General features: G+C 39.7%; 11 protein-coding genes and 1 pseudogene. 4 read left to right on the top strand and 8 right to left on the bottom strand.

Annotated elements, in window-relative coordinates; all coding sequences use genetic code 11:
* The first annotated feature begins 43 nt into the window (after nucleotides 1-43).
* On the top strand, nucleotides 44-2536 hold the full coding sequence (locus AS4_RS16465) for a TonB-dependent receptor plug domain-containing protein (protein ID WP_096734867.1): 2493 nt from the start codon (nucleotides 44-46) through the stop codon (nucleotides 2534-2536).
* 64 nt (nucleotides 2537-2600) lie between these two features.
* Nucleotides 2601-3863 (top strand): lipase family protein, encoded by a 1263-nt coding sequence (locus tag AS4_RS16460; RefSeq protein ID WP_267965726.1) that lies wholly within the window; start codon nucleotides 2601-2603, stop codon nucleotides 3861-3863.
* A 128-nt stretch (nucleotides 3864-3991) separates the two neighbouring features.
* Here AS4_RS16460 and AS4_RS16455 read toward each other — a convergent pair.
* Nucleotides 3992-5083, bottom strand: a pseudogene (locus tag AS4_RS16455) (LLM class flavin-dependent oxidoreductase).
* A gap of 317 nt (nucleotides 5084-5400) precedes the next feature.
* Between AS4_RS16455 and AS4_RS16450 the strand changes: the two are divergent.
* Nucleotides 5401-6471: a sigma-54 interaction domain-containing protein gene (locus tag AS4_RS16450; RefSeq protein ID WP_004717502.1), complete on the top strand. Its 1071-nt coding sequence runs from the start codon at nucleotides 5401-5403 to the stop codon at nucleotides 6469-6471.
* 42 nt (nucleotides 6472-6513) lie between these two features.
* On the opposite strand, the gene tatC is transcribed toward AS4_RS16450, so the two are convergent.
* The 7 genes from tatC to AS4_RS16415 form a co-directional block, all read right to left on the bottom strand.
* Nucleotides 6514-7251: a twin-arginine translocase subunit TatC gene (tatC, locus tag AS4_RS16445; protein ID WP_096734866.1), complete on the bottom strand. Its 738-nt coding sequence runs from the start codon at nucleotides 7249-7251 to the stop codon at nucleotides 6514-6516.
* On the bottom strand, nucleotides 7248-7664 hold the full coding sequence (tatB, locus tag AS4_RS16440; protein ID WP_004823389.1) for a Sec-independent protein translocase protein TatB: 417 nt from the start codon (nucleotides 7662-7664) through the stop codon (nucleotides 7248-7250). The genes tatC and tatB overlap by 4 nt, the downstream gene beginning before the upstream one ends.
* Before the next feature lie 13 nt (nucleotides 7665-7677).
* Nucleotides 7678-7893, bottom strand: a complete 216-nt coding sequence (locus AS4_RS16435) for a Sec-independent protein translocase subunit TatA (RefSeq protein ID WP_004823388.1) — start codon at nucleotides 7891-7893, stop codon at nucleotides 7678-7680.
* Nucleotides 7894-7989: 96 nt separating this feature from the next.
* Nucleotides 7990-8745: an ABC transporter ATP-binding protein gene (locus tag AS4_RS16430; RefSeq protein WP_004717493.1), complete on the bottom strand. Its 756-nt coding sequence runs from the start codon at nucleotides 8743-8745 to the stop codon at nucleotides 7990-7992.
* 30 nt (nucleotides 8746-8775) lie between these two features.
* Nucleotides 8776-9564 (bottom strand): ABC transporter permease, encoded by a 789-nt coding sequence (locus AS4_RS16425; protein ID WP_096734865.1) that lies wholly within the window; start codon nucleotides 9562-9564, stop codon nucleotides 8776-8778.
* The gene (locus AS4_RS16420) at nucleotides 9564-10403 is read right to left on the bottom strand and encodes an ABC transporter permease (RefSeq protein ID WP_096734864.1); all 840 of its coding nucleotides are present in this window, start codon (nucleotides 10401-10403) and stop codon (nucleotides 9564-9566) included. Before AS4_RS16420 ends, AS4_RS16425 begins: the two co-directional genes overlap by 1 nt.
* Nucleotides 10404-10406: 3 nt before the next feature.
* A complete protein-coding gene (locus AS4_RS16415; protein WP_096734863.1) occupies nucleotides 10407-11480 on the bottom strand; it encodes an ABC transporter substrate-binding protein in 1074 nt (357 codons plus the stop codon).
* Nucleotides 11481-11795: 315 nt separating this feature from the next.
* Between AS4_RS16415 and AS4_RS16410 the strand changes: the two genes are divergently transcribed.
* Nucleotides 11796-12929, top strand: a complete 1134-nt coding sequence (locus tag AS4_RS16410) for an LLM class flavin-dependent oxidoreductase (RefSeq protein WP_096734862.1) — start codon at nucleotides 11796-11798, stop codon at nucleotides 12927-12929.
* Nucleotides 12930-13054: the final 125 nt, after the last annotated feature.

Below are 13054 nucleotides of genomic sequence, written 5' to 3'. Positions count from 1 at the left end.
CATTGGCTTTGCTATATCGGTGCAGATCGTTAAGGAAGCTTATATGCGTACATATTTTTCTCAATTCATTCTTCATTCTTCTGTTTTTGCGTTCAGTACACTTACCGCCTCAATCACTTTGGCAAATGAACAAAGGCCTGTATCAGAAAAAGAGGATGTCGTGACATTGCAATCAGTTGTTGTAACGGGTTCTCGGCGAGCTATCAATAGTGCTTTAGAGGCTCCTGCTCCAGTAGACATTGTGACAGCCAAAGAACTACAAGAAACAGGGGCAGGTGATCTTGCAGCTGCATTAACACGCTTATCGCCGTCAGTGAGTTTACCAACATCACCTGCGGGTGGTTTCGGTGCATCGGTGCCGCCGAGTATTGCATTGCGAGGTTTATCTGCAGATCAAACCTTAATTTTGATCAATGGTAAACGTCGCCATACAGCGGCTTACTTCACTCGACAAGCGTATGCTGGAGGGAGAGGTGCTGCGGTAACAGATTTAAGCCTAATCCCGATTAGTGCCATTGAACGTATAGAGATTTTACGAGATGGTGCCGCAGCTCAATATGGTTCTGACGCGATCGCGGGCGTGGTTAACATTATATTGAAATCACGTGATCATGGTGGTGGCGTGAGTTATCAAACTGGAGGCTATACACAAGGGGATGGTGAACAGCATAAAATCAATCTTTGGAAAGGCTTTGAATTACCCAATGATGGTGCTTTAACTGTTGCCGTAGATTTAGGAAAGCGTGAAGCTGCAAGTAACACTGCACCAGATACGCGAACATTTTATGATGGTTCAACCAAAGCCCAATATACCGAGCAGAACACACCATTTAGAACTTGGAAATTTGGTTCTCCTGAACAAAAAGACCAAATCAATATCACTGCGAATTTAGATTTACCTTTAACTGATGAAATTGCCTTGTATGGTTTTAGTAGTTATGGGCATCGTAAGACCATCGGGGAAAATTTTTATGAACCTCCAACCACCAAAACAGTACTGAATCAATCCAGTTATTTTAAGCAACGTTATCCTGATGGACGCTCACCTTTGAGTTTAGTCAGTGTGGATGACTTTGCGACCACGTTTGGGGTTAAACAAGGCAACCAGACTTCAGGAAAATATGACCTGTATGCCACTTATGGACAAAACAAAGTCAGCACTGAACAAGGCAATGGTATTAACCCAAGTTATGGTGCAGATTCCCCCTCTCATTATGATTTAGGGGAAAACCTTTTTGCCCAACTCAATACAGGACTGGACTATAGTCGTGATTTTACAATTGATGGTTTAGCCAGTCCATTGACTGTTTCGACGGGAGCGCTATACCGTTGGGAACAATATAAACAAAATGCAGGCGACCCCATTGCTTATACCCGTGGACCCTATTTTAATCCAAGTACGGCTTTAGGTACGGGTATCCCAGGTATATACGCGGGTATTACAGATCAAGACCAACGTAAAATTAGTCGAGATGTGTACGGCATTTATTTGGATCTCGAAGCCGATATTGTAAAAGATTTAAATGTTGGTGCTGCTATTCGAACAGAAAAATATTCAGACTTTGGCTCGACAACCAACGGCAAACTCTTTGCCAAATATGATATCTCTCCGCAGTTGACCCTTCGTGGATCTGTCAATACAGGTTATCGCGCACCGTCATTAGCCCAGCAAGGATACTCCGCTTATAGTGTACAAACGGTGCAAACTCCGACAGGTTGGCAAGATGTACAGCAGAGGACTTTAGTTGCGGGAAGTGAAGCGGCTTTACTGATTGGTGGAACTTCACTTAAGCCTGAGAAATCGACCAATTATTCTTTAGGTTTGGTACTCAAACCATTTATCAATACCTCTGCAACTTTAGATCTTTATCAAATCGATATTCGAAATCGTATTTTACTTTCTGACAATATTACTGGCAGCGTGATCAATAATGCTTTTGCAAATACGCCGTATGCAAATATTGCCAATGTGGCGTTTTTTAATAATTTATTAGATACGCAAACGCGTGGTTTGGAGTTCGCATTAAAACATGATCTTGATCTTGAACAATATGGCAAGTTAAAGCTGAATTTAGGCTTGGCTTATCATAAAAATAAAATCACTGACAGCCGAGACTCAATCACTGCAAAAGGTGAGAGAATTCCAGTCTCCAGTATTGCAGGTCGAAATACCCAAAGCCTAATTGAATCTACAGCGCCAAAAACCAAATTAGCATTGGGGGCACTTTGGTCAAATCAAGCGTGGAGTATCAATGCCGCAGTCCGTCGTTATGATAAATGGACTACTTTAAATAATACCAATACTTCATTGGATCAGACCTTTGATCCGCAATGGATTGCTGATTTGGACTTTGGCTACAAAGCAGATGCGTGGGTAAAAGGGCTAAAATTCAATCTGGGCGCAAATAATTTATTTAACAGTTACCCAGACAAAGCTAAAGACTCATCTGTAGGGAACATCGTCAAATACAGTTTTAATGCGCCAGAAGGTGCCTTTGGAACGTATTTATATAGCCGTGTAAGTTACGACTTTTAAATTAAAAAATAAATTTTCAAAACAGTTTTTAAATAGGTTTCAAATAGGTTTTGATGTCATGAAAATGCAAAATACTTTTATATCTAATGTGGTTAAATCCGTTTTTGTCGCAAGCATACTAACGTCTGCTGGAATGGCAAATGCCCAGCAAGCCCCACAGCCTGAAGATCGTTATGGGGATGGACGTGTTTCAGCATTTTATACATGGAAAGCTGCGATTCCAGAACAAGCTGGAAAACTGTTAAAGACAGAGGACATCAGCAACCCTTATATCCGTTTGGACAATGATAGTACGGCCATTCGTATTTTATATAGTTCAACAAGTGGAAGGGATAGTAAGACCCCCATTGTGGTTTCTGGGACAGTACATCTTCCTAAAGGTACGCCACCGAAAGAAGGTTGGCCTGTTGTGTTATGGGCACATGGTACGGTTGGTCTAGCAGATGCCTGCGCACCTTCTTGGAATGGACGATCTTATCGAGATGTACAATATTTAAACCGATGGTTAAAAGAAGGATTCGCTGTAGTAGCAACTGACTATGAAGGACTTGGTGTGGCTGGCCCGCACTTGCTGATCAATAATCCAATGCTTGCTTATAGTATTTTAGACAGCGGTCGAGCTGCGCTTAAAACGAAATTACCTCTAGCAAATCGTTTTGTTATTGTGGGGCAATCTCAAGGTGGGGCGGGGGCTGTTTCAGCTTCAGCTTATTCAGCAACCTATGCACCAGAGTTAAATATTAAAGGATCTATTGGCACAGGGGTGATTTATCAGGACCCAGAGGCAACAGCTGAAAAGAATCAGTTAAAGTTAAATCCTTATGAAGTCAGTCCATCCTTAGCATATGGTATTTATAGTTTTTTAGTGACGCAAAGCTTATTTCCTGAAATCAAAACTGAAGATATTTTTACCGCTGAAGCAGTGCCTTTGGTGGAACAAGCAAGAAATGCCTGTTTGACCAGTTTTATGGGAGATATTCAAACAGCAGGACTTTCACCTGCGCAAGCCTATAAGGCGAATCCACCATCGATCTATAAAAAATTACAGGAAAAACAATCCAATGATTATGGTTATTACCCGACCTTAAAAATCAATCATCCATTATTTATTGGCACTGGGGCAAATGATCGTACACCAGATGCACGGAATCAAATGAAGTTGGTGGCGGATGCATGTAAGGCAGGTACAGTCGTTGAAGGGCATTTGTATCATGGATTGGGACATAGTGAGACAGTGAATGCTTCCCTACAAGATTCTATTCCATTTGCCAAAAAGGTGATTGCAGGGGAGAAGATTCAGTCCATTTGCAAACCAGATTTACAATAGAAAATCAGAAGAAAATAACCATCCCTCATAATGATGCTCATGGTTATGACAAGACCTTAAATTAGCAAGCAATAAAAAACCGCTCATTCAATCCGATTAAATGAGCGGTTTTTATTTAGCTTGAGGACTTAGGCAATCTGTTTGTTTCGCTTGGCCGCCTCATCTCGTACCGCAGGAATAATATAACGACCATAGTCCACAGTATCGTAAATTGGATCATAACCACGATTTAAAAAGGTGGTGACGCCCAGATCTACATAATCAAGTAATGCGGCAATAATCGTATCAGGCGTTCCGACAAGGGCGGTGGTATCACCATAGGCCCCAACTGCGCTTGCAGTTGGCATCCATAAGGCTCGGTCATGGCGATCACCTTGTTGTGCTGCTGCCAGTAACCGTTGTGAACCTACGCCTTTAATTTTATGTCCCGAAAGTGAGCCATTATTTTGGAAGGTTGGATTTTGCTGAATATCAGCTAAAATTTGTTGTGCACGTTGCCATGCGAGTTGTTCTGTTGGCCCAATAATAAGACGTACTGATAAACTGACCTGCGGCTGGGGTTTATTGGCTGCTTCTGCTGCCTTTTTAAGTTTATTTATCTGCTCTTTCACGCCCGCTAAAGGCTCACCCCAAAGCGAATAAAGATCTGCATGACGCACAGCGATATCGTAGGCAATATCCGAAGAACCACCGAATGAAATCGGAATAGAAGTTCCATTGACCGGTTTTAAAGGGCAGAAAGCATTTTCCAGCTTAAAGTATTTGCCTTCATAGTGAATCGGTTGCTTACTTTTCCAAAGCTTTTGGATGATATCTAGATATTCACCTGTGCGTTCATAACGTTGAATTTTATCAACAATATCATCACCTTCTTGCGGTTCAGCGGTAATTCCCGTAATGGCATGTAAACGAATGCGTCCTCAGCCAGTGGTATGGTCCAGTGTCGCAAAGGAACGTGCAGCTAGATTAGGCGTCATCAGCGCAGGGCGATGTGCAATCATAAATCCAAGTCGTTCAGTCTGTTGTGCCAGATAAGCTGCGATTTGGGTACTATCAGGGCTACTTGGTCCATTGGCGATTAAAACTTTATCAAAGCCTGCATATTCATGTGCACGGGCATGATAACGTAAATATTCGAGATCAATTTTATGACCAATTCGGGTTCCTTTGGTTTCAGACCATTGATTTGGAAAAACCATACCCACAAACTCTATGCTCATCATTTAACCTATGCTGTAAATTTTAAATAAAAGAGCAAAATAGATGCCAAATAGTGAGGGGAGATAAAATATATAATTTTTTCAAAAATATTATTGTAAGCTGTTTATATATGATCAATTGACAGACATATTGTTTAAAAAGCAACATTGCATAAAAATAGAAATATATTGATTATAAATGCATAAGCAAAAACGCCTATTAAATCATTCAATATATAAATTTAGGATTAAATATCTGTAATTATTATTTATCAGCTTTGTAATAGAATTGTACTATTCTATTTTAATATCCTCCTCAGCTATTTAAAGGGTTAATTATGAAATCCTATTTGGATAATGATTATAAAGTAATTACCTTGCCTGATAATGGTGTGCCAATTAAGCCAATAAGAGCAAAAGCGATTATATTTTCTGATCAAAACTCTCGTAAGCTATTAAGCCAAGTTGAAACCATTGCACCAAGTTCTGCCAGTGTGATCATCCAAGGTGAATCAGGTACAGGTAAAGAATTAATCGCACGTGAAATTCATTTGAAAAGTGATCGCCAAAATAAGCCGTTTCTTGCTGTCAATTGTGGTGCTTTAGTTGAAACACTTGCAGAATCTGAATTGTTTGGTTATGAAGCAGGCGCATTTACGGGTGCGCATAAGACACGCCCTGGTATTTTTGAAACAGCCGACGGCGGAACTTTGTTCTTAGATGAAGTGGGTGAGTTGCCGTTGTCTTTGCAAGTAAAACTGTTACGTGTATTGCAAGAAAAGGAAGTTGTTCGGGTCGGTGGACGTAAACCGATCCCGATTAATGTACGCATCTTGTCTGGTACACATGTTGATTTGCGTAAAGCTGTTGCGGAAAATAAATTCCGTTTAGATTTATACTATCGCCTAAATGTGGTTGTGCTAAATATTTTACCATTGCGAGAGCGTAAGGGTGACATTTTGCCTTTGGTGGATTTTTTCTTAAACTCCTATTCACAAAAGATGATTACGCCGAAACCCAACATCAGTGATCGCGCCAGAAATGCGCTACTCAACTATAGTTGGCCGGGAAATATCCGTGAGCTTGAAAATAATATCCATTATGCACTGCTCATCAGTGGTGGCAAAACCATTGATATTGAACATTTAAGGTTTTCAGAGGAGGGTGGCTCAAGCGTTTTACCAGATAATGATTTGATTCAAGAGTTTGAGGATGTACTCAAGCGTTTATTTCAAGAATATGATGGTGAAGCATGGCACATCATTGAAGATAAAATCGTCAATACCGCTTTTTCAAGTTGCTGGAATAATCAGGTTAAGACTGCAAAAATGTTAGGACTGTCGCGCAATGTTTTACGTAATTTGTTATCAAGATATAATTTATTACCAAATAAAAATGAAATTGTTTAATTGGGCTGTGCAATAGAAACATCCATTTTACCCATGGATGTTTTATTTTGGGCTGGTCATTTTTGTGATCCATAAACCAAGTTCAAACAAAAGCCACATTGGTACTGCCAGTGCAAGCATGCTAAAAATATCAGGGGGTGTAATAAACATTGCGATAAAGAAAAACAAAACAATGATGTGTTTACGGTAATGTTCCAATTGTTGAATAGAAAGAATACCAATAAAAATAAGAATATAGGTGAGTACAGGGATTTGAAAGGCGATACCAAAAGCCAGAAAAAGCTTGAGACAGAAATCAAGATAACTGTTGATATCAGTCATCGGTAAAACATTATCTGGTGAAGCTAAGACAAAGAAGTTTAACGCCAAAGGCAGAATCAAATAATAGGCAAATAATAGGCCAAGATAAAATAAACCGATGCTGGAGAGTACAAGCGCCACGCCAAATTTTCTTTCACTTTGATATAGAGCAGGTGCAATAAAGCGCCAGAATTGATAAAGAATAAAGGGAATCGCCAATAAAATTGCAAAATAAATATTGAGTTTAAAGGGCGCTAAAAATGTACTCATCACATCTGTAGCTATCATGGTTGAATTTTTTGGCAATCGGGATATTAAGGGTTGAGCCAGAAAATGATAATTGTGTTGTGCAAGGGGCAATAATAGTAAAAAAATAGTTAAGACTGTAGCAATGCTATAGATCAAACGCTTTCTAAGCTCTTTTAAATGTTCGCTATATTTCATTTCAGTGAGTGTTTCACTGAGTATTTGTTGGGTCATGCAGCTTGATCCTCACGCAAGATATTGGATGATGTTGTGTAAATTAAAAAGGGTACTTTTAATTCACGCGCAGAGATTTGATAAACATAATCATGTGTGGGATAAGGAGGCGCTTGATGTGCTATAGCAACAGCGCTATGTACACTTTGGATTTCGTGTTGCATTTGTGCAAGCTGCTGTTTGAGCAGCTCTTCGTTTTGTTTTATTTTGAGCAGCTCTTCTTGCATGATCCTTTTTAGTTCAAGCAATTCCAGTTCATTTTCTAACTCTAGCTGGATTTTGTTAAGGTTATTTTTAAGGGCTCTATATTTAAGTAATCCCACCCTTAATGTTTGAGGGAGCTTTTCAGGTCCCAATATAATCAGTGCAATAACAGCAAAAGCCAAGAGTTCACCAAAACTGATATTGAACATAATGATTTAGTACTCACCGGTTAGTGTTTTTTTCTTTATTTAAATCGAGATGATGAATTTCTTTAGGCTGATTTGTTTCAGACAGTTTTTGATCATCAGAATGAACCGAGTCTTTAAAATCTTTAATTGCACCACCTAAATCCTTACCTAAGTTTTTAAGTTTTGATGTACCAAATAATAAAATAACGATCACGGCAAATAATAATATATGCCAAATTGATAAACCCATTTCATATTTCCTTAATAATTTAAAACTTGTTGATATAAATATCATGCTTGAATATATTTTCTAAATAATATTTATATCGATGAATATTCGATTTCATTATGCGCTATGGTCCAGCATATTGAGTGCTTGATTACGATAGTTAAATAATAATTCGCTGTCTTTATGTCTTGGATGGGTCAAAGGAACTTGAATGATTTCTTTAATTTTTCCTGGTCGAGCAGACATTACGATCACGCGATCACCCAGATAAACCGCTTCTTCTATATCATGTGTAACTAGAATCATAGTGATCTTTTGATCTTGCCAAATACGTTGTAATTCAGTTTGCAGATGGCTACGTGTAATTGCATCTAAAGCACCAAAGGGTTCATCTAAAAGTAAAATATCAGGCTGATTAACCAAGCCTCTTGCAATCGCTACCCGCTGCGCCATACCACCCGATAGCTCATGTGGATAAGCATTTTCAAAACCTTTTAAACCCACCATTGTAAGATGTTCTGCCACACGGGCATTTTTTTCGGCACGGCTTAAGTCGGTTTCTTCGAGCGCTAAATGAATATTTTCGGAAACACTGAGCCAAGGCAATAGACGGTGCTCCTGAAAAATTAAACCTCGTTTTAAATCTGTCCCTTGTATTGGTGTTTGATTCAGTAAAATCTCACCTTGATAGTCTTTATCTAATCCTGCAATTAAGCGCAACAAGGTCGATTTACCACAGCCACTGCTTCCGACAATAGAAATAAATTCTCCTTGTTGAATATCGAGATGAATACCATCTAATACGGTGAAAGTTTGTTGATCTCGATAAAATGATTTATTGAGTTTTTTAATCGAGAGTAAGGAAAAGCTCATATCAATATCCTGATGAGATGGGTGATTCAGTTAAACACGCCATTGCAGTAGTCGTTTAGAAATCAAGTGAATACAAAGCGTCATGCCAATACCGCTGAGTGTGACCGTGATTGCACACACCAACAAAATATCCATTTCGGCATTGATTTCAGCTTGCATCATTAAATTGCCTAAGCCTGCACCAGCATTGAATAACAGCTCACTGGCAGTTGTGGTAATCCATGTAAAAGGCACCGCTAAATTCAACCCCGTTAAAATATATGGGAGAGCTTGAGGGAAACGGATTTTTTTAAATTCCTGCCAAAAAGATAATTTGTAAATACGAGCGACTTCACTGTATTTCTGGTCATAATGACTTAGCCCTTGAAAGCTGTTGATCACCATCGGGAAAAAAGAAGCAAGCGCAATAATAAAGATTTTTGCCTGCTCACCATTGCCAAACCACAGTGCAATCAATGGGGTTAAACCAAGTAAGGGTACTTGGCGAATGCTATTAAATAATGGTGAAACCAAGGCATTTAAAATTTTTGAATAGGCAAGTATGGCACCGAGTAGTAGCCCTGTTGTCGAGCCAAGTAAAAACCCCAGTCCAGCTTTTTTAAGACTTCCCCATGTGTTTAACCATAATTCACCTGTTTCAAGCAGCTGAATAAAAGCAAAATACACCTTCTGTAAAGGCACAAATGCATAGGCATGACTGGCACCTAAACTTGAATTGTATTGCCATAAAGCCAGTAAAAGGAGCGGGAGCAGCAGACCTTTGATCAAGATCAGTGGTTGCGCAAAAGCACTTTTTAAGTTCAGTGGATGCTGTGACATTATTTCCCCCTTGAACTCAATGCAGGTGATACAAGATATTGTTCGAGCTGACGTAAAGTTTTATCTAAAGCAAAACCAATGATTCCTGTAATAAAAACTCCGACCATGACAACGTCTAAACGTAACATTTGTCGTCCGAGCTCCATCATTTGACCAATGCCAGTGCCTGCAGCAAGTAATTCAACGGCCACCAAAATCAACCAAGCACGACCTAGAGCAATCCGCAGTCCACTGATTAATGGTGGGAGGATGCAAGGGATGATGATGTATCTCAACCATGCTGGAGTTTTTAGTTTGTAGATCTGGCCCAATTCAATATATTTTTTAGGAATATTTCTAACAGCATCAGCAGTTGTGAGTGCGATTGGGAAAAAACAGGCTTTAATAATCAGTAAAATTTTAAATAGTTCACCAATGCCAAAAACCAAAATAAAAATAGGAATAAGCACAAAGATTGGAATTTGATAAAGGATATTGAACAAAATATAGGTGTAATTTCGGAAAGAGGTGAGGGATGCATAGGCAATGCCAAACAAAATCGCACAGGTGGCCGCAATTGAAAAACCCATCAGCAGTCGAGAAAGGCTATCTTTTAAATGCAGTTGTAGTTCACCACTTTGCAATAAGGCAAGAAATGTCTGCCATACCGTTATAGGTGGTACTAAAATTTGGGTTGGAAAAATCTGTAAATAGCTAATCAATTGCCAAACCAGTAACGCCAAGATGGGTGAAAGGAATGAGAGCAAGCGATAGACCTGCTCAGAAGACAATCGCCTCCATAATGGTGCTTTGATCGCCACGATTTTTTTTTCGATAAGCGGATTTACGAGGATTTTCATGACCTAGTTTCCTTGCTTATGTTGAATATCAAGTGGTTGTAAATTTTGAATGGCTTGACGGGTAAAATGAGCATTGAGCAACTCTTCAGCTTTGATTGGCGTTTGAATCAATTGGTTTTTTACAGCATGGTCGATGACTTTTGCATAATGCTGTTTAAGAAAATCCACTTGGTACTCAGGTGACCAATCTTGTTGCCAGTTACTGCTGGTATTTTGACTTTCGCGTTGAATCACACTTAGAGGCTGACCAAATTTGGTTTGGCTTTGTTGAAATTCATCTTGATGCTGTGAAATCCACTGCATTGCCCGTACTGTTGCATCAGCAAGTAGTTGGGTGGTGTCTGGATGTTGATCCAGATAAGTCTTGCGTCCCCATAGTTCAGCACGCATTTTCCAGTCAGCGGGTAGACTTTGCGATGACCAAATAATTTGGCCAAGATGGCGATCTTGTAAAGTGAGCGCATCACTTAAGGTAAAAAATGCATCGACGCTTTTAGCGGATAAAGCAGCTGCTCCCGCCTGTGGATTGAGATTGATGATTTGAAAATCTTTAAGCTTTAAACCTTTGCTCTGTATCAATTGAGCAAAATTAATTTCCCAAGGACGACCACGATGTAAGGCAATCTTTTTACCTTTGAGGTCCTCAATGGTTTTGATGGGTGAATCCGCTGGAACCACCAAATAAACATTATTACCGACTCCGCCAGGGACGACAATTTGTGTTCTAACACCAGTGGCATTGAGTACTACCGCAGGAAGATTGCCATAAAAAGCAAAATCAATTTTATTGTTGATAAAGCTTTCATTGACTAAGGTGGCCACAGCCGCAGTGGTTACAGGTTCCCACTTTAATTCAATATTTTTCTGCTTTAATGCTTTTAGAAAAATGGGGTCCTGTGCAATAAGTTGTGGTACACCAATAAAGTCCAGACCGCCAGAAGTTCCATTGGCCACAACCGCAATACGAAGCTGTTGTTGACTGGTTTTACTTTGGTTTGGATCTTCGGTTTTGTGTACGCCACAAGCAACCAATCCTAAAAGACTAAAACTTAAAAAAAGACCAGAAAAAATACGCATATCATCATAAAAATCTAGAAATATAAGGGGATAGAGCAAGAACCAAGCCAAAATAATTATTTTATATAAATCAGTTTGTTATGTTTTTATGATTGGTGTTATTTGAATGGATCAAACAGGTTATGTTGTGAAACCGACAGTATTGGATGGATAAGTGTTGAAATTTCAACACCATGTTTAGCTGGGTTTTTATAATATTTAGATAAAACAACAATATAGATGAATTCAATATTGAATAAAAAACGGCATGGTTTCTGCTCATGAGTTGTATCACTCACGATAGCGTGTAAAACCTTTAAATTATTGAGAAGTATTATGTCTGTTGAATTTTTATGGAGAATCCCTGTGCATGGGGATGGTCGTCGAGCACATCAGTTACATACACGAGGTGAATGGAACCAGTTGGGCCCAGCAGTACAATCCCCTCAACGTGTGGCACCTCAACATCAAGATGAATTGTTTGCCTACTATGATTATGTACAACAGGTAGCAAAAGCCGCAGATATCGTGGGTTTTCACGGCGCATTGATTCCTGCTTTTCCACATACTGAAGAACCGTGGGTGCTGGCATCGGCATTGGCAAGAGAAACCAAAAGACTCCGACTATTGATTGCGATTCAACCTTGGTTTATCCATCCTGCATACGCAAGCCAAATGGCAGCAAGTTTGCAGCGTCTCAGTCAGGGACGGGTTGAATGGAACGTGATCTCAGGTGGCGGTGGGGCACAGCAACGTGCCTATGGTGATTTTATTGAACATGATCAGCGCTATGCGCGAACCAATGAATTTTTAGAGTTTGTAAAAGGGTATTCGCATCAGGCACCTTTTGACTATGATGGAAAGTTTTTCCACGTTGAACAAGGTGGTTTGAAATACCCAATGAATCAATATGACGTTCCTCGTTTGTGGTTAGCGGGAGCAAGTCCAGCGGCACTGCAAGTTGCAGGTCGGCATGCCGATATCCACTTAACCTGGGGGGAACCTGTTGAACAGCAGAAAAAAGTGATTGAACAGGCGCGATCCTTCCTTGCACAAAATACCCCAGACCATAAGGTAAAGTTTGGTATGCGTATTGATATTTTGGCACGCCCCACACAGGAACAAGCGTTTCAAGAGCTTAAACAGATGTATGAAACCATCGCTGTTGATAGCAATGCATTTGAACGTAAAGATACTGAGTCGGTTGGTGCAAAACGTCAGCAGGCCTTAGCACAAGGCAATCGTTTTGAAGACTTATTTGTCAGTCCAAATGTTTGGGCTGGTATGTCAAATGTAAGGGGTGGGCCAAACTGTATTTTAGTGGGAAGCTATGAACAAGTGGCACAGCGCTTACAAGAATATATCGACATTGGTGTTGGGCATTTTATTCTCGCCAGTAACCCACATTTGGAAGAAGCATATCGGGTTGCTGAAGAAGTCTTACCCTTGGTTGGATATAAATTAAAATAATAAGTTTAGATCCCTTTGAGATATCAGAGGGATCTTGTTGTTTCAACAGCATAGAACTGTCTTAAAACCAACAGCTTTGCTGACAAATCGAAGAGTGTTTTTAATTAAATTTATAAAAATTAGTG

This window comes from Acinetobacter guillouiae (genome assembly GCF_002370525.2).
GTDB lineage: Bacteria > Pseudomonadota > Gammaproteobacteria > Pseudomonadales > Moraxellaceae > Acinetobacter > Acinetobacter guillouiae.
Note: the sequence above shows the minus strand (reverse complement) of the source record. Positions and strands in the feature narration are given on the sequence as shown.